The sequence below is a fragment of the Micromonospora sp. LOL_025 genome (genome assembly GCF_048060285.1).
In the GTDB taxonomy this organism is placed as follows: Bacteria; Actinomycetota; Actinomycetes; order Mycobacteriales; family Micromonosporaceae; genus Micromonospora.
This window is the reverse complement of record NZ_JBHMIR010000021.1, coordinates 89281-108493: the sequence shown is the minus strand read 5'-3', so window position 1 is coordinate 108493 and position 19213 is coordinate 89281. Positions and strand designations below refer to the sequence as shown.

The following is a 19213-nucleotide window of genomic DNA, read 5'->3' as shown; positions in this document are numbered from 1 at the left end:
CGAGGTGGACTGCGGCAGCCACGTGCTGCGCCAGTCCGAACGCCTGCCGGACACGGCGATCGCCTGCCTCCCGTACGCCCCGAGCCCGTCCCCGCCACGACCGGGGCCGACCCGGGGCCCGCCGGCCCGCCCGCGGCTGCCGGCGCTCCGTCCGGTGCCGCGGCCGCCCGTGCCGCGGCTCTGGCCGCCGCCGGTTCCCCGGCCGCCACCGGTTCCCGGGCCGCCGCCGGTTCCCGGGCCGCGGAGGCCGCCCCGGGTGCTACCGAACCGGTGGGTGCGACCACCGGTGGCCCGCCTGCCGATGCCCCCGCCCGCCGGCAGGTGCCGCCCTCGGCGGTGATGCCCGACCCGGCCACCCCCGCCCCGCCCCGCCCCGGCGCGGCTGCCGCGGGCACCCTGGACGCCGTCGCGGTGCGCCGGGTCTGGCCGGACATCGTCGCGAAGGTCAACCGGATCAAGAAGCCGGCCGCCGCGCTGATGCGCGACGCGGTGGTCCGCGACGTGGACGGCGACACCCTGGTGCTGACCGTCAAGTCGCCGGTGCTCGCACAGATGATGGGCAACCACACGTCGGTGCTGGCCGAGGTGCTGTACGAGGAGTTCGGCGGCCGCTGGCAGATCCGCTGCGAGGTGGCCGGCGAGCGGGGTGGCGCGTCACTCGGTGGCCCGTCCCGTCCCGCCGCGCCGGCCCGCCCGGCGTCCCCGCCGCCGGCAGCTCCCGCCCACCAGGACCGAAGCGGTACCGGCCCGTCCGGCGCCGGCCCGTCCGGTGGCGGTGTAGGCGGCGGCGGCATGTCCGGCGGCCCGAACGGCCCGGGCGGCGTGAGTGGCCCGAACGGCCCGAATAGCGCGGCCGGCCCGAGCGGCGTGTCCGGCTCGAACGGCCTCGCCGGTCCGAATGGCCTCGGTGCGGCCGGCGGGCCTGGTGGGGCGAGCGGCGCGGGTGGTGCCGCTGCCGGCCAGGGCGGGGCGACCCGGCCCGCCTCCGGCGCTGGTGCGTCGGGGGCCGGCGGTGCTCCCGCCACCGACGCGGCCGAGGACTGGCCCGAACCGGCCCGCCCGGGTGGCGCGGCCGGGGACACCGACGACTGGCCCGAGCCGGCCCGCCCGGGTGGCGCGGCCGGGGACACCGACGACTGGCCGGAACCGGCCCGCCCGGGCGGCACGCCGGCCGTCACGTCGTCCGGCGGCGCGGCAGCCGCCGCCCCGACGGCGCCCGGCCTGCCCGGCGCAGCGTCGACCACCCGGCCGGCGGGCGCCGCCACGGCGTCGGCGACCGCCACGCCCGTGCCGAAGCCGGCCGGACCGTCGGGGGTGCCGCAGCAGGCCGCGTCCGCCGGCCCCCCGGTGAGCAGCGCGATCGCGGCGGCGCGGGCGGCTGCGGCGGGACGTGGTCCGCGTACCGGCCAGCCGGCCCGGAAGACCGCGGACGCCGACTGGGCCGGCGAGCCGCCGTACGACCCGGACTTCGACGGCCCGGTGCGCGGCGGCGGGGGACGTCCCGGCGGCGCCCGGCCGGCGGCGCCGAACTTCGAGGGCTTCGACCCGGGCGACGAGCCGCTGGACGAGGTCATCGACGAGCAGACCGCGCGGGAGTCCAGCGAGGAACAGGCGGTACGGCTGCTGCGCGAGGCCTTCGGCGCCGAGAAGATCGACGAGGTGGACGCCCGCTGACCCGCTGCGGCGGATCCTGGTAGGAAACGGCCCTCTCCGGGGCACTTCCGCACCGAGATCTCCACGGGGGGTGACCCGCCGGGCAGGGGCGGTCAGGCGGGCCAGGCGGGTAGGCCGTGGGGGTGTGCCTCCGCCAGCAGGCGTTCCGGTCCGGTGCCGAGCCGGGCGCGGAGCTGGAAGTCGTCGCGGGCCTCCCGTGGGTGCGGCTCGAAGGACAGGTGGGCGACCGGCGCGTCGGCGCTGCCGGCGGCGGCCAGCCGGTCCAGCTCGACAGTGACCCGTGCCCACTCCTCGGCCGGGACGTACTGCCGCATCACCGAGTGCCACACCACCGTCAGCCTGCCGGGGCGCGGGGTGATCCCGGCGAGGAAGTCCGCCGCCCCCGCCGCGACGACCCGGACCGGCAGCCGCCCGGCCAGCTCCAGCGCGCCGGCCAGCCGGGCCGCGCGGGCGGTGTGCTCCGGCCAGAGGTACGCCCGCAGCGCGAGCGCGCCGTCGGGGTCGCCCGGGTCGATCGGGCTGACGTCGCAGCCGAGCCGCTCCACCACGGTCAGCTCGGGGTACGCGCCGGCAGCCGCCCGCAGCCAGTCGGGCGGCCCGCCCCGCCAGGCGTCCGGCAGCCGTACGGGGGAGTCGGCCGGCCCCCAGGCGAAGCCGGCGGCCTCGACGCGGAACCGGTCGGCGCGCAGGTTCAGCCCGGCGCTCGCGCCCAGCTCGACGAGGCGCACCGGCAGCCCGCCCACCTCGTGGACGGCGTGCAGCAGGCCGGCCAGCAGCAGGTTGGCCCGACCGGTCTCGTTGGTCTGGGGCGGTCGGCGCAGCCAGCCGCGCAGCGTGTCGTGTTCGGCCTCGACGACCGCCCGGAACGCGGCCCAGCAGGCGGGGGCGTCCGCCGCCCGGTACGCCCCGCCCGCGCTGGGATAGTGCCGGGCCAGCGCCGGCGCCCGGCCGGAGAGCACCAGCGCGTGCACCCCGCCGAGCAGGCGTAGCGACACGAGGGCGTCGGGGTCGGCGTCCTCGTACCCCGTGATGACGGTGGCGCACGGGCCGCCGGCGCGCACGTCCCCGGCGGCGCGCGCCAGCAGGTGGGCGTAGAGGGCGGCGCCCATGTCGGCGCAGGCGCGGGCCTGCCGTTGCATGGCGGCCGCGGCCTGTTCCCGGGACATCCCCCACCTCCGTCCGGTCGGTCCCGTGATCGTGCGCCCGGACCCGGCGGGTGCAAAGCACCGGGCGGGGCGAGTCCGCTCCCAGCGGATAGGCTGAGCGGCGGCCGAGCAGACGAGTGCGAGAAGGAGCCATCCGTGCGCCCAGGTGGACAGCCGAACATGCAGCAGATGCTGAAGCAGGCGCAGAAGATGCAGCAGCAGATCGCCAAGGCGCAGGCCGAGCTCGCCGAGGCGGAGCTGACCGGCACCGCCGGCGGTGGCCTGGTCACCGCGACCGTCGCCGGCACCGGCGAGCTGAAGTCGATCAAGATCGACCCGAAGGCGGTGGACCCGGAGGACGTGGAGACCCTGGAGGACCTCGTCGTCGCGGCCATGCACAACGCCGCCGAGGCGGCGCGGGAGCTGACCGAGAAGAAGATGGGCCCGGTCACCGGCGGCATGGGCGGCCTCGGCCTGCCCGGTTTCTGAGCGGCAGATGTACGAGGGCGCCATCCAGGACCTGATCGACGAGTTGGGGCGGCTGCCGGGCGTGGGCCCGAAGAGCGCCCAGCGGATCGCCTTCCACGTCCTGTCCGCCGACCCGGCCGACGTCAACCGGCTGGCCGGGGCGTTGCGCAAGGTCAAGGAGCTGGTGCGGTTCTGCACCAGTTGCTACAACGTGGCCGAGTCCGACCGGTGTCGGATCTGCCGCGACCCGCGCCGCACGGACGAGGTGCTCTGCGTGGTCGAGGAGCCGAAGGACGTGGTGGCGATCGAGCGGACCGGCGAATTCCGGGGCCGCTACCACGTGCTCGGCGGCGCGATCAATCCGCTGGAGGGGATCGGGCCGGACAACCTGCGCATCCGTGAGCTGATGGCCCGGCTCAGCGACGGCACCGTGCGGGAGCTGATCCTGGCCACGGACCCGAACACCGAGGGCGAGGCGACCGCGACGTACCTGGCGTTGATGGTCAAGCCGATGGGCATCTCGGTGACCCGGTTGGCGAGCGGCCTGCCGGTCGGCGGCGACCTGGAGTACGCCGACGAGATCACGCTCGGCCGCGCCTTCGAGGGCCGTCGCGCCGTCTGAGTTCCCGACGACGGCCGGCACCGGAATCCGGTGCCGGCCGTCGTCGTACGGGCGCCCGCGTGTCCACTGTGGCTTCTGACATGCAGGTGATGCTGGCGACGATCGATGTAACAAATCGGCATCGCCCAACCCGGACATAATGCCCCTTTGTCGGCGGTCCGGAACGGCCTCTGCGGCGGGGTGCGTCGGTTAAGACACGATCCGGTACCAACCGGTTCCTCGATGGTTTCCCGCCGGTCCGAACGGCGGCTAAGGTCACGGCGATCGGTGACCCCTGTCACCACGATTGTCCGTAACCCCAAGGACGAGGTGAAGCACCCATGCGTGCATCCAGGCCGAAGGTCGCCCTCGCGGCCGTCGCGGTCGCGGCCCTCGCGGTAGCAGGCTGCGCCGAGAGCGACCGCGATGACAGTTCCGGCGGTAGCAAGAAGGACACCCTCGTCTTCGGCGTAGCCGGAGACCCGAAGGTGCTCGACCCGAGCTTCGCCAGCGACGGTGAGTCGCTGCGCGTGGCACGTCAGGTCTTCGAGACGCTGGTCCGTCCGGAGGAGGGTGGCACCAAGGTCACCCCCGGTCTGGCCGAGACCTGGACCCCGGACGCCGCCGGCACCACGTGGACCTTCAAGCTGCGCTCCGGCGTCAAGTTCCACGACGGCACCGAATTCAACGCCGAGGCGGTCTGCAAGAACTTCGACCGCTGGTACAACGCCAAGGGCCTCATGCAGAGCCCGGACGTGACCCCGTACTGGCAGGACGTCATGGGCGGCTTCGCCAAGAACGAGAGCGCGGACCTGCCGCCGAGCCTCTTCAAGTCCTGCACCGCCAAGGACGCCACGACCGTCGACCTGGCCTTCACCCGGGTCTCCAGCAAGATCCCGGCCGCGCTGATGCTGCCCTCGTTCTCCATGCACAGCCCGACCGCGCTGGAGAAGTACGACGCCAGCAACGTGGGCGGCACCGCCGAGGACATCAAGTACCCGGCCTACGCCACGGCGCACCCGACCGGCACCGGCCCGTTCAAGTTCAAGTCCTGGGACATCGCCAACAAGACGCTCACCATCGAGCGCAACGAGGACTACGCCGGCACCAAGGCCAAGCTGAAGACCCTCATCTACAAGACCATCTCGGACGAGAACGCGCGCAAGCAGGCGCTGCGCTCCGGCGACATCCAGGGGTACGACCTGGTCGGTCCGGCCGACGTCGAGCCGCTGAAGGGCGAGGGCTTCAACGTCCTGACCCGCCCGGCGTTCAACATCCTCTACCTGGGCATCAACCAGAAGGGGAACCCGAAGCTCGCCGACATCAAGGTCCGCCAGGCCATCGCGCACGCGCTGAACCGGCAGGCCCTGGTCGACTCGAAGCTGCCCCCGGGCGCCAAGGTCGCCGACAACTTCATGCCGGACACCGTCGAGGGCTGGAACGGCGACGTCACCAAGTACAACTACGACCCGGCGAAGGCGAAGGCGCTGCTGGCCGAGGCCGGCGCGACGAACCTGACCCTGCGGTTCCACTACCCGACCGAGGTCACCCGGCCGTACATGCCGAACCCGAAGGACATCTTCGAACTGCTCTCGGCGGACCTCAAGGCGGTCGGCATCAACGTCCAGGCCATCCCGCTCAAGTGGAGCCCGGACTACCTGAACGCCACCACCTCGGGCAACAAGCACGACCTGCACTTCCTCGGCTGGACCGGTGACTACGGCGACGCGTACAACTTCATCGGCACCATGTTCGACCGGCCGAAGGCCGAGTGGGGCTTCACCAACAAGGCCCTGTTCGACCAGTTCAAGGACGCGGACAGCACCGCCGACGTGGCGGCCCGGACCGAGAAGTACAAGGCCCTGAACAAGGCCATCATGGACTTCCTGCCCGGTGTCCCGGTGTCGCACTCGCCGCCGGCGATCGTGTTCGGCAAGGACGTGACCGGGGTCAAGGCGAGCCCGCTCACCGACGAGCGCTTCTCCACCGCCGAGTTCAAGTCCTGATCTGACGCTCCGACCGCGGGCGGGCGCTGTTTCGGCAGCGCCCGCCCGCGACCCTCCGTACCCCTTACGAGGCCGCCGTGTTCCGGTTCATCGTCAGACGCCTGCTCCAGCTGATACCCACGCTGTTCGGGCTCTCCCTCCTGCTGTTCATCTGGCTCCGCCGACTGCCCGGCGGTCCCGAGACCGCCATCCTCGGTGAGCGCGGGACGCCCGAGATGCGTGCCGCGATCCGGCGCAACATGGGCCTCGACGAGCCGATCCTGGTGCAGTACGGCCGGTTCGTGCGGCGGCTGGTCCGCCTCGACCTGGGCACGTCGACCTCCACCAAGCGGACCGTCGTCACCGAGTTCGTCGAACGCTTCCCCGGCACGGTGGAGCTGTCCATCACCGCGATGCTGATCGCGATCGGCGTGGGCATCCCGCTGGGCTACCTGGCGGCCCGCCGCCGCGGCCGGATGCTGGACCACCTCTCGGTCGGCGGCTCCCTGATCGGCATCTGCATCCCCGTCTTCTTCCTCGCGTACGTGCTGAAGGCGATCTTCGCGGAGAACCTCGGCTGGTTCCCCGCGAGCGGCCGGCAGGATCCGACGCTCGGGGCGACGCGGATCACCAACTTCTTCGTCCTCGACGGGATCATGACCCGGGAGTGGGACGCCGCCGCCGACGCGCTCTGGCACCTGGTGCTGCCGGCCGTCGCGCTGGCCAGCATCCCGCTGGCGATCATCGTCCGGATCACCCGCGCGAGCGTGCTGGAGGTGCTCAACGAGGACTTCGTACGCACCGCCGAGGCGAAGGGCCTGACCGAGAGCACGGTCCGGCGCCGGCACGTGCTGCGCAACTCGATGCTGCCGGTGGTCACCTCGATCGGCCTGCTCACCGGTGGCCTGCTCTCCGGCGCGGTGCTGACCGAGACCGTCTTCGCCTTCAGCGGCATCGGAGCCTTCATCTACGAGGCGATCAGCCAGCGTGACTATCCGGTCCTGATGGGCTTCATCCTGATCATCGCGGTGGTGTACGTGCTGGTGAACCTCCTGGTCGACCTCTCCTACAGCCTGATCGACCCGAGGGTGAGGGTCCGATGACGATCACCGGCGGCACCAAAAAGGAAAAGATCGACCGGCTCGCCGAACTGGCGGCCCGGGAGGACGAGCGCGGCGTCAGCCTCTGGAAGGAGGCGTTCCGCCGGCTGCGGCGCAACCCGGCGGCGATCGTCGGCGCGGTGATCCTCAGCCTGTTCCTGCTGGTCGCCATCCTCGGGCCGTTCTTCGTCCCGCACCCCCCGGACGCCCAGCTCTGGAAGAGCGAGATCCGCCTCGGCGACTTCCCCGGCTTCCGTGGCGAGAACTGGTTCGGCGTCGACCACATCGGTCGCGACGAGTTCAGCCGGATGATCGTCGGTGCCCGGCAGACCCTGCTGGTCGGCGTGGTCTCCACGCTGATCGGCCTCGCCGTCGGCTCGCTGATCGGCGGGGTCGCCGGCGCCGCCGCCGGCCTCGGCGGCCGGTGGGGCCGGGCGGTCGACAACGTGCTGATGCGTTTCGTCGACATGCTGCTGGCCATGCCGAGCCTGCTGCTGGCGATCAGCATCGCCGCCCTGCTCGGCGCCGGTCTGACCACGGTCATGATCGCGGTCGGCGTGGTGTCGGTGCCGGTCTTCGCCCGGCTGCTGCGCGGCTCGATGATCTCGCAGGCGAACAGCGACTACGTCCTGGCCGCCGTCTCGCTGGGCGTGAAGAAGCCGAAGATCGCGCTGACCCACGTGGTGCCGAACTCGCTCGCCCCGGTCATCGTGCAGGCGACCCTCACCCTGGCCACCGCGATCATCGAGGCCGCGGCGCTCTCGTTCCTCGGCCTCGGCAACAACGACGCCTCCATCCCCGAGTGGGGTGTGATGCTCGCCGACGCGCAGCAGTACCTCGACTCCGCGCCCCGGCTGGCGATCCTGCCCGCCCTCGCCATCATCGTCACCGCGCTGGGCTTCACCCTGCTCGGCGAGGCGATGCGCGAGGCACTCGACCCGAAGCTGCGGAAGTAGGGCCGGTGAGCGCGAGGAGTGAGCTTGCGAGCCCCGCAGTCGCGAACGAAAAGGCCAGCACGGTGAGCGCGAGGAGTGAGCTTGCGAGCCCCGCAGTCGCGAACGAAAGGCGGGCCCGACATGGCTCTGCTTGATGTCGAAGATCTCTCCGTCACCTTCGCCCGGCGCGGTCAGCGCACCGTGCACGCCGTCGACGGCGTTTCCTTCTCCGTCGACGCGGGCGAGGTGGTCGGCCTGGTCGGCGAGTCCGGCTGCGGCAAGAGCGTCACCTCGCTGGCGATCATGGGTCTGCTGCCCAAGCAGCCGGGCCTGCGCGTCGGCGGCAAGGCGGTCTTCGACGGCACGGACCTGCTCCAGCTCGACGACCGGTCCCGGCGGGACATCCGGGGCCGCGACGTCGCGATGATCTTCCAGGACCCGCTCTCGTCGCTGAACCCGGTGATCCCGATCGGGTTGCAGGTCACCGAGGTGCTCACGCGGCACCGGGGGATGAAGGGCGCGGCGGCCGAGAAGGAGGCGGCGGCCCTGCTGGACCGGGTCGGCATCCCCGACCCGAAGCGGCGGCTGAAGGAGTACCCGCACCAGCTCTCCGGCGGCATGCGGCAGCGCGCCCTGATCGCGATGGCGGTGGCGTGCAAGCCCCGGCTGCTGATCGCCGACGAGCCCACCACGGCGCTGGACGTCACCATCCAGGCGCAGATCCTGGAGCTGCTCAAGGAACTGGTCCGGGAGTCCGGCACCGCCCTGGTGATGATCACGCACGACCTGGGCGTGGTCGCCGGCATGTGCGACAGCATCAACGTGCTCTACGGCGGCCGGGTGGTGGAGACGGCCCGCCGTCGTCCGCTGTTCCGTGAGCCCCGGCACCCGTACACCGTGGGGCTGCTCGGCTCGGTGCCGCGCCTGGACGCCGGGCGCGGCGAGCGGCTGAACCCGATTCCCGGCTCGGTCCGCGACCTGCTGCCCTGGCCGGACGGCTGCGCCTTCGCGCCGCGCTGCACGCGGCGGATCGACGAGTGCGTGGGGGAGCCGCCCGCGCTGGTGCTCGCCCACGACGGCCGCAGCTACCGATGCGTCAACCCGGCGCCGGTGCCCGGCACCGTGCCCCGGCCGGCCGCCACCGGCACCGCCCCGGCGGAGGCGCCGGCCGCCACCGCCCCGGCGGCGGAGGCGACCGCGGGCCCGGTGCCCGCACCGCGCGAGGAGGAGAAGCCGTGACCGAGAGCGAATTCCTCGTCGAGGTCCGCGACCTGAAGGTGCACTTCCCGATCCGGCGGGGGGTGATCCTCGACCGGACGGTCGGCCACGTGAAGGCCGTCGACGGCGTCGACCTGAGCATCCCGCGCGGCAAGACGTACGGCCTGGTCGGCGAGTCCGGCTGCGGCAAGTCGACGCTGGGTCGGGCGCTGCTCCAGCTCACCCCGCCCACCGGGGGCGAGGTCCGGTTCGACGGCGTCGAGCTGACGAAGCTGTCGTCGGGCAAGCTGCGGTCGATGCGCCGCCGGATGCAGATGATCTTCCAGGACCCGATGTCGAGCCTGGACCCCCGGCAGAACGTCGAGTCGATCCTCACCGAGGGCCTGCAGGCCCACGGCATCGGCGGCAGCCGGGACGAGCGGCGACGGGTCATCGGCGAGACCCTGGACAAGGTCGGCCTGCCCCGCTGGGCGCTCTCCCGCTATCCGCACGAGTTCTCCGGCGGCCAGCGGCAGCGCATCGGCATCGCCCGGGCGCTGGTGCTCGGGCCCGACCTGATCGTCGCCGACGAGCCGGTCTCCGCGCTCGACGTGTCGATCCAGGCCCAGGTGGTCAACCTCCTCGACGACCTCCAGGACACCCTCGGCCTGACCTACCTGGTGATCGCGCACGACCTCGCGGTGGTCCGGCACATCTCCGACACCGTCGGCGTGATGTACCTGGGCGCGCTGGTCGAGGAGGCGCCGAGCGACCGGCTCTACACGGAGCCGATGCACCCGTACACGCGGGCGCTGATGTCGGCGGTGCCGGTGCCCGACCCGGACGTGGAGGACCGCCGCGAGCGCATCCTGCTCGCCGGCGACCTGCCCTCGCCCGCCAACCCGCCGGCGGGCTGCCGGTTCCACACCCGCTGCCCGTGGGCGCAGCCGACCCGCTGCGCCGACGAGCGGCCCGCGCTGCGGGATGTCGGCGGCAGCCGGGTCGCCTGCCACTTCGCCGAGCGGATCGCCAGCGGGGAGTTGCGCCCGCACAAGGTCAGCGTGCAGCTCACCCGCCCGGTCGGCGAGGGCGAGGAGCCGCACACCGTCTCCGCGCCCAACGAGCCCGGCTCGTACGTCTGATCCGCGTCGCGGACGCGGCCTCTCGGCGGGGCCGCGTCCGGGCGGGCGGGCGGTCGGTGGGTCAGCCCTCGGGGCGGTGCAGCAGGGCGACCGCGATGCCGTGCACCGCGTCCAGCCCGGCCGGGTCGGCCAGCGCCACGCTGCCGCCGGTGACCGTGTACCACTCGTCGGCGTCCCGGTACTGCACGGTCAGCGTCGCCCGGCCGTCGGCGTACCCGGTGCGCAGGGTCAGCTCGCCGGTGACCACCCCGACCTCGTCGGTCATCACCCCGCCCGGGCCGGGCACGACGTCGGCCGTCAGCTCCCGCGCGGCGGTCGAGGTGCCCTCGGCGTCGGCGGCCATCCCCGCCCCCGGCACCCCGGTGGTCGTGCCGGCCGCGCCGTCCGCCGTCATGCCGGCCGTGGCCGGGCCGGCCGGCGCGCTGCCGGTGGCCGCCGCCGCGTCCTCCCCGGTGGCGTCCGGCGTCTGCTCCGGGGCGGGGGTGGCCCCGGCTCCGGTCACGGCTTGCTCGCCCATGTGCAGCCCTCCAGCATGTCGGTCAGGGCGGCCTTCTCGGCACTGGTCACCGTGAGCCGCCAGTGGTGCTTGACCGTCACCCAGTTCTCGGCGTACTGGCACCAGAACGACCGGTTCGCCGGCTTCCACTGGGACGGGTCCTGGTCACCCTTTGCCCGGTTCGAGGAGGCGGAAACCGCGATGAGCTGCGGCCGGTCCAGGTCGTTGGCGAACTCGCCCCGCTTCGCGTCGTCCCACTCGTCGGCGCCCGAACGCCACGCGTTCGCCAGCGGCACCATGTGGTCGATGTCCACGTCGGACGGGTCGGTGAAGGCGCGGCCGTCGTACACGCTCTCCCAGCGGCCGTCGACCACGTTGCAGCCGGAGAGCTTGATGTCCTCCCCGTCGCGCTTGAGCACGCTGTCGCGTACGTCGCAGTTCTTGCCGGTGTCGCGCCAGTGCGGGAAGCGCTCCCGGCTGTAGCCCTTCATCGACCCGGCGGTGGCCACGGTGAGCTGGGTCAGCTTCTGCGCGGCGTTGCCGCCGCCACCACCGCTGCTCGGCGCGACGTCCGGCTCGTCGACGGCGACACAACCGGCCGCGCCGAGCGCCAGCGCCGCCGCGAGCGCGGCCGTCACCGCGGCGCGCGGTCCTGATCTGGTACGCACAGACGACACCTCTCCAGCTTGCGGGCTCCCGGCGATCCCGCACAGTACCCGGGCCCGGTTTCGGCGATTCGTGGCGTCTCTCATATCGCGCGGGGCAGATTGGACGGCATGGCCGAAACCACGCCCGCGCTCCGGCTGGGCACCGCGCACGGGCGGGGCACCCTGCTCGCCGCCGTCCTCGCCTCCGGCATGGTCTTCCTCGACACCACCGTGGTCAACGTGGCGCTGCCCCGTCTCGGTGCGGACCTCGACGCCACCGTCGCCGGTCTCCAGTGGACGGTCAACGGGTACCTGCTGATGCTCGCGGCCTTCGTCCTGCTGGGGGGCGCGCTCGGCGACCGCTTCGGGCGGCGGCGGGTCTTCCTGCTCGGTGTGGTCTGGTTCACCCTCGCGTCGCTGCTCTGCGGCCTGGCCCAGGGCACCGAGTGGCTGGTCGCGGCCCGGTTCCTCCAGGGCGCCGGGGGCGCGCTGCTCACCCCCGGCTCGCTGTCGGTGCTCCAGGCCAGCTTCCACCCGGACGACCGGGGCCGCGCCATCGGCGCCTGGTCGGGGCTGTCCGGCGTCTCCACCGCGCTCGGCCCGTTCCTCGGCGGCTGGCTGATCGACGCGCTCTCCTGGCGGTGGATCTTCTTCCTCAACCTGCCGCTGGCCGTGCTCGTGGTGCTGGCGGCGCTGCGCTGGGTGCCGGAGAGCCGGGACGAGGCCGCATCCCGCGCCGGGGGGCCGGGGCGGCACCGCCGCCGGTTCGACGTGGCCGGCGCGCTGCTCGGCGCGCTCGCCCTGGCCGGCGTCACGTACGCGCTGATCGACGCCCCCGTACGGGGCCCCGACTCCGTGCCGGTGCTCGCCGCCGCGCTGGCGGGCGTGGCCGGCGCGGTGGCCTTCGTGCTGGTCGAACGGCGCCGGGGGGACGGCGCGATGCTGCCCACCGGCCTGTTCGGCAGCCGGCTCTTCTCGGTGCTGAACGTCTTCACCGTGCTCGTCTACGCGGCGCTCGGCGGCTTCACGTTCTTCCTCGCCGTCTACCTGCAGAACGTGGTCGGCTGGTCGGCGCTGCTCACCGGGGTCGCGTTGCTGCCGATGACGGTGCTGCTGCTGGTCGGCTCGGCGCGGGCGGGCGCGCTGTCGGCGCGGATCGGACCGCGACTGCCGTTGACCGTCGGGCCGGTGGTCGCCGCCGCCGGGCTGGTGCTGCTGCGCGGCGTCGACCCCGACGCGTCGTACTGGCGGGACGTGCTGCCCGGGGTGGTGCTCTTCGGGATCGGGCTGACGCTGGTGGTGGCGCCGCTGACCGCCTCCGTGCTGGCCGCGGTCGACGACCGGTTCGCCGGTGTGGCCAGCGGCTTCAACAACGCGGCGTCCCGGGCGGGCGGCCTGCTGGCGGTGGCCGCGCTCCCGCTGCTGGTCGGGCTCTCCGGCTCGGGCTACGCGCAGCCGGCCGCGCTGACCGGCGCGTACCGGGGCGCGATGCTCTGGTGCGCCGGCCTGCTGCTGGCCGGGGCGGCGATGGCGGCCCTGCTCATCCACCGCCCACCCCGGCGTCGGGAGGGGCACCCTGCCTGAACGGGGGGCCCCTCCCGGCCCGTCAGGCGCGGGCGCGGTTGACGGCGCTCGTCACGGCCTTCACGGAGGCGGTGACGATGTTGGCGTCGGTGCCGACGCCCCAGACCGTACGACCGTCGACCTCGCACTCCACGTAGGCGGCGGCCTGCGCGTCCCCGCCGGAGGAGAGCGCGTGCTCGTGGTAGTCGAGCACCCGTACCGCCACGCCCACCGACTGGAGCGCGTTGACGTACGCGTCGATCGGGCCGTTGCCGACGGCGGTCAGCGAGCGGGGCTCCCCGCCCAGGCCGATGCGGGCCTCGATCTCGACCTTGCCCTCGGCGGTGCCGATGGCGTAGCCGTCCAGGGTGAGCGCCGGGTCGACCTGGTGGTCGAGCAGGTAGTGCGTGGCGAAGATCTCCCACATGGTGCCCGGGTCGACCTCGCCGCCGTCGTGGTCGGTGACCTGCTGGACCACGCCGGAGAACTCGATCTGGAGCCGGCGCGGCAGGTCGAGCTGGTGTTCGCTCTTCATGATGTACGCGACGCCGCCCTTGCCGGACTGCGAGTTGACCCGGATGACCGCCTCGTAGGTGCGGCCCAGGTCCTTCGGGTCGACCGGCAGGTAGGGCACCGCCCAGGTGTGCTGGTCGATCGGCACCCCGGCCGCCGCCGCGTCCTTGGCGAGCGCGTCGAAGCCCTTCTTGATCGCGTCCTGGTGGGAGCCGGAGAAGGCGGTGTAGACCAGGTCCCCCGCGTACGGGTGGCGCTCGTGCACCGGGAGCTGGTTGCAGTACTCGACGGCGCGCCGCACCTCGTCGATGTTCGAGAAGTCGATCATCGGGTCGACGCCCTGGGAGAAGAGGTTCAGCCCCAGCGTCACCAGGTCGACGTTGCCGGTGCGCTCGCCGTTGCCGAACAGGCAGCCCTCGACGCGGTCCGCGCCGGCCAGCAGCCCCAGCTCGGCGGCGGCGACGCCCGTGCCCCGGTCGTTGTGCGGGTGCAGGCTCAGCACCAGGCTGTCCCGCCGGGGCAGGTGCCGGTGCATCCACTCGATCGAGTCGGCGTAGACGTTCGGCATGGCCATCTCGACGGTGGCCGGCAGGTTGACGATCAGCTTGCGGTCCGGGGTCGGGTCGATGACCTCGATGACCTTGGCGCAGACCTCCAGCGCGTACTCCAGCTCCGTGCCCGTGTAGGACTCGGGCGAGTACTCGTAGTGGATGTCCGTGTCCGGGGTGTGGATCTCCGCGTACTTGCGGCAGAGCCGCGCGCCCTGGGTGGCGATGTCGGCGATGCCGTCGCGGTCCAGCCCGAAGACCACCCGCCGCTGGAGCGTGGAGGTCGAGTTGTAGAAGTGCACGATCGCCCGCCGCGCGCCGCGCAGCGACTCGAAGGTGCGGTCGATCAGGTGCTCCCGGCACTGGGTGAGCACCTGGATCGTGACGTCTTCGGGAATCAGGTCCTGCTCGATGAGCTGCCGCACGAAGTCGTAGTCCGTCTGGCTGGCCGAGGGGAAGCCGACCTCGATCTCCTTGTAGCCCATCTGCACGAGCAACTGGAACATCCGGCGCTTGCGCTCCGGCGACATCGGGTCGATCAGCGCCTGGTTGCCGTCGCGCAGGTCCACCGCGCACCAGCGCGGCGCGGCCTCGACGTGCCGCGTCGGCCAGGTGCGGTCGGGCAGGTCGAGCCGGAACTGCCGCTGGTACGGCTGGTAGCGGTGGTACGGCATCCGGCTGGGGCGCTGCCGGGCGATCGGATCGGTCTCAGCGTCGGTGACGGGTTGAGCCATGACGGAGTGCTCCCTGGAACATGTGGCGTCAGCAATCGGAAGGTGTCGGCCAGCTGCCGGGCGACGGTGCCCGGGCGGTTGCCGATGGGAAGTTCGGATGTGCTGGACGGCGCGGTCCGACTCCGCGACGAGGTGCCGGCCTTCAGGCCTCGTCGCGGCGACCAAGGAGAAGGTACGCCCGCCACATGACCAGACAACCCTACGTTGCGGGCCGGGGGGCGGGAAGGCCGGTCCGGACTATGGGACGCACTTCGCAGCCTGGCTGGTCAGCAGGAGTTCGGCCAGGGGGAGCCGGCGGCGCAGCCCGGTCTCCGAGCGCAGCAGGTCGGCGGGGAGGCTGAGCGGGTCGCCGAGTTGCCCGACGGCCGCCACCACGTGCGGCCGTACGCCCGCCGGCAGGTCGAGGTCGGCGGCCAGGCCGGCGTGGTCGAGGTCGTGCAGTTGGCGTACGTGCAGGCCGAGCGCCGTGGCCTGCACGGTGAGGTGGGCGACCGCCTGGCCCAGGTCGTACGCGTGCCCGGCGGACCCGGTGCGGTGCGCGCCGAGCAACAGGGCGGCGGCGCGCTGTGCCCAGCGCTGTTCCCGTTCCGGCAGGTTGACCAGGATCCGCTTGAACGTCTCGTCGTCCCGGTGCCCGAGCGCGAACCGCCACGGTTGGGCGTTGCCGGCCGAGGGCGCCCAGCGGGCCGCCTCCAGCAGTGCGGAGGCATCCTCGCGGGACAGCTCCGCCACCGGGTCGAAGGACCGGGGGCTCCAGCGGAACGCGAGCAGCGGGGTGAGGTCGGCCATGGGGCGAGTGTCCCGTAAGGGCGATTCAGCGGTTAAGGGCGGGATGTCCGAATGTGGCGAACGGCACCCGTAACGTCGCCGGCGGTCAGGGCGTTCCCGCGTCCGGGCTCTCGGTCGCCTCCGCGGTCGGTTCCGGCGCCGCCGTGCCGAGCGGCTCGGCGTCGACCACCGGCCCGGCCAGCTGCACGGTGGCCGGGGCGGGCGCGGGCGTCCCGGCGAGGAGCAGCGTGCCGGACGTGGTGCGCACCGCCGTGGGCGTGCCGTCGGGGCCGTAGCAGTAGATCCCCACGTCCAGCGGCGCGTTGATCGACGCCGAGGTGGTCTCGACCGAGTAGCACGCGCCGGACGCACCGGGTGGCGGCTCGGCGGGGGACACGGCGAGCGGGGCCCGCCGGTCGGTCAGCACGTCCAGCCAGTCGGTGAACGGGTGCTGCACCCGGGGGTCGAGCCGGCGGGGTACGGCCTCGTCCCGGTCGCCGAGGCGTACGCAGGTCGCCGGCTCGGGTCGGGCCGCGGACGGCAGGGCGCACTGGAACAGCCCGTCGGCGGTGGCGGCGAACGAGACGTCGGCGGTGCCGCCGAGCGCGCCGCCCGGCACGTCGACCCGCCAGCTGCCGTCGTTCGCGCTGGTCACCAGGATCGTCCGGTCCGGCGACTCCGGGGCGCGCAGCGTGTAGCTGGCGACCAGGTGCCGATCCTGCGCGGCGGCCGCCAGCGCCGCCAACTCGTCGCGCGCCGCGTCCACCCCCGCCGGCGCCGGTGTCGAGGTGGGCGTGGGCCGGGTGACCGGTTCGTCGCCGGTGCAGGCGACGAGGAGCGCGGGCAGGGCGAGCGCGAGCGGGCCGGCCAGGCGTCGGGCCGGACGCGCCGGCGGGCGTGCGGGCTTCGCGGGAGGGCCGGCGGGGCGGAGATGGGCGTGCACGGGGCCATTCTGCGGCCCGGAAACGACGCGCGGGGGCCCTGCCACGCGCGCCGCCCCGGCGTGTCGCGAACCACCCCGCCCCGGGCGGCCGGGCCGGATCGTGGGATCACCCGACCCGGCCGGGTCGGCCGACCGATACCCTGGGTGCGTCTGACACGCGCCGCCGGCTCCTATCCGGCGGCGCCGGCACGCTCAGGGTCGTCGCTGGGAGGGAGCGCACCGTCGTGGCACTCGTGGTGCAGAAGTACGGCGGGTCCTCCGTCGCCAACGCGGAGCGGATCAAGCGGGTGGCCGAGCGCATCGTCGCCGCCCGCAAGGCCGGCGACGACGTCGTCGTGGTGGTCTCCGCCATGGGGGACACGACCGACGAGCTGCTCGACCTGGCCAACCAGGTCAGCCCGCTGCCGCCGGGCCGCGAGCTGGACATGCTGCTCACCGCCGGGGAGCGGATCTCCATGGCGCTGCTCGCCATGGCCATCCACAACCTGGGGTACGAGGCCCGCTCGTTCACCGGTTCGCAGGCGGGCGTGATCACCACGTCGGTGCACGGCCGGGCGCGGATCATCGACGTCACGCCGGGGCGGCTCAAGGGCGCTCTCGACGAGGGCGCGGTGGTCATCGTCGCCGGCTTCCAGGGCGTCTCGCAGGACACCAAGGACGTCACCACGCTGGGCCGGGGCGGTTCCGACACCACCGCCGTGGCGCTCGCCGCCGCGCTGCACGCGGACGTCTGCGAGATCTACACCGACGTGGACGGCGTCTTCACCGCCGACCCGCGGATCGTCCCGAACGCGCGGCACATCACCCAGATCACCTACGAGGAGATGCTGGAGCTGGCCGCCTGCGGCGCCAAGATCCTGCACCTGCGCAGCGTGGAGTACGCCCGCCGGGCGGGCTTGCCGATCCACGTCCGTTCGTCATACTCGACCAACACCGGCACGATGGTCACCGGATCGATGGAGGACCTTCCTGTGGAGCAAGCACTGATCACCGGGGTCGCCCACGACCGCAGCGAGGCCAAGATCACGATCGTGGGCGTGCCCGACGAGCCGGGCGCCGCCGCGCGGATCTTCGACACCGTGGCCGGCGCCGAGATCAACCTCGACATGATCGTGCAGAACGTGTCCACCGAGGGCACGGGCCGCACGGACATCTCCTTCACGCTGCCCAAGGCCGACGGCCCGACGGCCATGGCCGCCCTGAGCAAGATCCAGGAGTCGGTCAAGTTCAAGGGCCTGCTCTACGACGACCACGTCGGCAAGGTCTCGCTGATCGGGGCCGGCATGCGCTCGCACCCCGGCGTCGCGGCCGGCTTCTTCGCCGCCCTCGGCGCGGCCGGGGTGAACATCGAGATGATCTCCACCTCGGAGATCCGGGTGTCCGTGGTCTGCCGCGACACCGACCTCGACGCCGCCGTGCGCGCCATCCACGAGGCCTTCGACCTCGGCGGCGACACCGAGGCCGTCGTCTACGCGGGGACGGGACGGTAGCCACCGTGTCGCCGCTGCCCACCCTGGCCGTGGTCGGGGCGACCGGTGCCGTCGGCACGGTGATGTGCGAGCTGCTCAGCGGGCGGAAGAACGTCTGGGGTGAGATCCGGCTGCTCGCCTCCGAGCGCTCGGTCGGGCGGCGGCTGCGCTGCCGGGGCGAGGAGCTGACCGTCCAGGCGCTGACCCCGGAGGCGTTCGACGGCGTCGACGTGGCGATGTTCGACGTCCCGGACGAGGTCTCCGCGCGGTGGGCGCCGATCGCGGTCGGCCGCGGGGCCGTCGCGGTGGACAACTCCGGCGCCTTCCGGATGGACCGCGACGTCCCCCTGGTGGTGCCGGAGATCAACCCCGAGCAGGTACGCAACCGGCCGAAGGGGATCATCGCCAACGCCAACTGCACCACCCTGGCCATGATCATCGCGATCGCCCCGCTGCACCGCGAGTACGGGCTGCGCGAACTGGTGCTCGCCTCCTACCAGGCGGCCTCCGGCGCCGGCCAGAGCGGCGTGGACACCCTGCACGCCCAGCTCACCAAGGTCGCGGGAGACCGGGTGCTCGGCTCCCGCCCCGGCGACGTACGCCAGGCGGTCGGCGACGACGTGGGCCCGTTCCCCGCGCCGCTGGCGCTCAACGTGGTGCCCTGGGCCGGCTCCCTGGCCGACGCGGGATGGTCGTCCGAGGAGATGAAGCTGCGCAACGAGTCGCGCAAGATCCTCGGGCTGCCCGACCTGAAGGTCTCCGCCACCTGCGTACGGGTGCCGGTGGTGACCGGCCACTCCGTCGCGGTGCACGCGGTCTTCGCCACCGAGGTGGACGCCGAGGGCGCCCGCGAGGTGCTGCGCAACGCCCCCGGTGTGATCCTGGTCGACGACCCCGCCGCGGGCGAGTTCCCGATGCCCATCGACGCGGTCGGCACCGACCCCTCCTGGGTGGGCCGGATCCGCCGCGCCGTCGACGACCCCCGCGCCCTGGACTTCTTCGTCACCGGCGACAACCTCCGCAAGGGCGCCGCCCTCAACACGGCCCAGATAGCCGAACTCCTCGCCAAGGAACTCACCCCCCGCTAACCCACCCCCGCACCCCACCCCCACCCCCGCCCCCCCGCCCCGCCCCTCGTCCTCGCCCCCGCCCCGCGCGTCGATCATGGAGTTGTGGTGGGCGGAAGGCGCCCTTTCGTGGCTTTTGTGGGGCACCACAACTGCATGCTCGACGCGGGATGGTCGACGGCCCTGCGCGAGGGTGGGGGTGGGGCGGGGAGGGGGGT

General features: G+C 73.3%; 16 protein-coding genes and 1 pseudogene. 11 read left to right on the top strand and 6 right to left on the bottom strand.

All coding sequences use genetic code 11. The features are described from left to right. A pseudogene (locus ACFHW0_RS23185) lies at nucleotides 1-1674 on the top strand (DNA polymerase III subunit gamma and tau); the annotation flags it as partial. Between the two features lie 92 nt (nucleotides 1675-1766). On the opposite strand, the gene ACFHW0_RS23180 reads toward ACFHW0_RS23185, so the two are convergent. Next, nucleotides 1767-2840, bottom strand: a complete 1074-nt coding sequence (locus tag ACFHW0_RS23180; protein WP_416610732.1) for a DUF2332 domain-containing protein — start codon at nucleotides 2838-2840, stop codon at nucleotides 1767-1769. Nucleotides 2841-2999: 159 nt separating this feature from the next. Between ACFHW0_RS23180 and ACFHW0_RS23175 the strand changes: the two genes are divergently transcribed. The 7 genes from ACFHW0_RS23175 to ACFHW0_RS23145 all read left to right on the top strand — a co-directional run bounded on the left by ACFHW0_RS23175 (nucleotide 3000) and on the right by ACFHW0_RS23145 (nucleotide 10247). After that, the gene (locus ACFHW0_RS23175) at nucleotides 3000-3308 is read left to right on the top strand and encodes a YbaB/EbfC family nucleoid-associated protein (protein ID WP_233600326.1); all 309 of its coding nucleotides are present in this window, start codon (nucleotides 3000-3002) and stop codon (nucleotides 3306-3308) included. 7 nt (nucleotides 3309-3315) lie between these two features. Continuing rightward, entirely contained in the window at nucleotides 3316-3909 is a 594-nt protein-coding gene (gene recR / locus ACFHW0_RS23170) for a recombination mediator RecR (RefSeq protein WP_089003014.1), read from the top strand. Between the two features lie 320 nt (nucleotides 3910-4229). Beyond that, entirely contained in the window at nucleotides 4230-5894 is a 1665-nt protein-coding gene (locus ACFHW0_RS23165; protein ID WP_416610730.1) for an ABC transporter substrate-binding protein, read from the top strand. A gap of 77 nt (nucleotides 5895-5971) precedes the next feature. Beyond that, a complete protein-coding gene (locus ACFHW0_RS23160; RefSeq protein WP_416610728.1) occupies nucleotides 5972-6976 on the top strand; it encodes an ABC transporter permease in 1005 nt (334 codons plus the stop codon). Beyond that, a complete protein-coding gene (locus ACFHW0_RS23155; RefSeq protein ID WP_121401700.1) occupies nucleotides 6973-7929 on the top strand; it encodes an ABC transporter permease in 957 nt (318 codons plus the stop codon). Before ACFHW0_RS23160 ends, ACFHW0_RS23155 begins: the two co-directional genes overlap by 4 nt. A gap of 120 nt (nucleotides 7930-8049) precedes the next feature. Further along, nucleotides 8050-9147: an ABC transporter ATP-binding protein gene (locus tag ACFHW0_RS23150; RefSeq protein WP_416610726.1), complete on the top strand. Its 1098-nt coding sequence runs from the start codon at nucleotides 8050-8052 to the stop codon at nucleotides 9145-9147. Beyond that, nucleotides 9144-10247: an ABC transporter ATP-binding protein gene (locus ACFHW0_RS23145; RefSeq protein WP_416610724.1), complete on the top strand. Its 1104-nt coding sequence runs from the start codon at nucleotides 9144-9146 to the stop codon at nucleotides 10245-10247. Before ACFHW0_RS23150 ends, ACFHW0_RS23145 begins: the two co-directional genes overlap by 4 nt. A 61-nt stretch (nucleotides 10248-10308) precedes the next feature. Here the strand turns inward: ACFHW0_RS23145 and ACFHW0_RS23140 are convergent, their stop codons facing one another. Beyond that, nucleotides 10309-10749: a hypothetical protein gene (locus tag ACFHW0_RS23140; protein WP_416610742.1), complete on the bottom strand. Its 441-nt coding sequence runs from the start codon at nucleotides 10747-10749 to the stop codon at nucleotides 10309-10311. Then, nucleotides 10746-11411, bottom strand: coding sequence for an HNH endonuclease family protein (locus ACFHW0_RS23135; RefSeq protein ID WP_416610740.1), 666 nt, complete (start codon nucleotides 11409-11411; stop codon nucleotides 10746-10748). Before ACFHW0_RS23135 ends, ACFHW0_RS23140 begins: the two co-directional genes overlap by 4 nt. Nucleotides 11412-11519: 108 nt before the next feature. Between ACFHW0_RS23135 and ACFHW0_RS23130 the strand changes: the two genes are divergently transcribed. After that, nucleotides 11520-12974: an MFS transporter gene (locus tag ACFHW0_RS23130; RefSeq protein WP_416610722.1), complete on the top strand. Its 1455-nt coding sequence runs from the start codon at nucleotides 11520-11522 to the stop codon at nucleotides 12972-12974. Between the two features lie 22 nt (nucleotides 12975-12996). Here the strand turns inward: ACFHW0_RS23130 and leuA are convergent, their stop codons facing one another. The 3 genes from leuA to ACFHW0_RS23115 all read right to left on the bottom strand — a co-directional run bounded on the left by leuA (nucleotide 12997) and on the right by ACFHW0_RS23115 (nucleotide 16459). Then, nucleotides 12997-14748 (bottom strand): 2-isopropylmalate synthase, encoded by a 1752-nt coding sequence (leuA, locus tag ACFHW0_RS23125; protein WP_416610720.1) that lies wholly within the window; start codon nucleotides 14746-14748, stop codon nucleotides 12997-12999. A 237-nt stretch (nucleotides 14749-14985) separates the two neighbouring features. Further along, the gene (locus ACFHW0_RS23120) at nucleotides 14986-15537 is read right to left on the bottom strand and encodes a nitroreductase family protein (protein ID WP_416610718.1); all 552 of its coding nucleotides are present in this window, start codon (nucleotides 15535-15537) and stop codon (nucleotides 14986-14988) included. An 85-nt stretch (nucleotides 15538-15622) separates the two neighbouring features. Continuing rightward, on the bottom strand, nucleotides 15623-16459 hold the full coding sequence (locus ACFHW0_RS23115; RefSeq protein WP_416610716.1) for a hypothetical protein: 837 nt from the start codon (nucleotides 16457-16459) through the stop codon (nucleotides 15623-15625). 224 nt (nucleotides 16460-16683) lie between these two features. Here ACFHW0_RS23115 and ACFHW0_RS23110 point away from each other — a divergent pair, with 224 nt between their 5' ends. Both ACFHW0_RS23110 and ACFHW0_RS23105 read left to right on the top strand, forming a co-directional pair. Then, on the top strand, nucleotides 16684-17949 hold the full coding sequence (locus ACFHW0_RS23110) for an aspartate kinase (protein WP_121401692.1): 1266 nt from the start codon (nucleotides 16684-16686) through the stop codon (nucleotides 17947-17949). A gap of 5 nt (nucleotides 17950-17954) precedes the next feature. Then, nucleotides 17955-19016 carry an aspartate-semialdehyde dehydrogenase gene (locus ACFHW0_RS23105; protein WP_416610715.1) on the top strand — a complete coding sequence of 354 codons (1062 nt, stop codon included), beginning with the start codon at nucleotides 17955-17957 and terminating at the stop codon, nucleotides 19014-19016. Nucleotides 19017-19213: the final 197 nt, after the last annotated feature.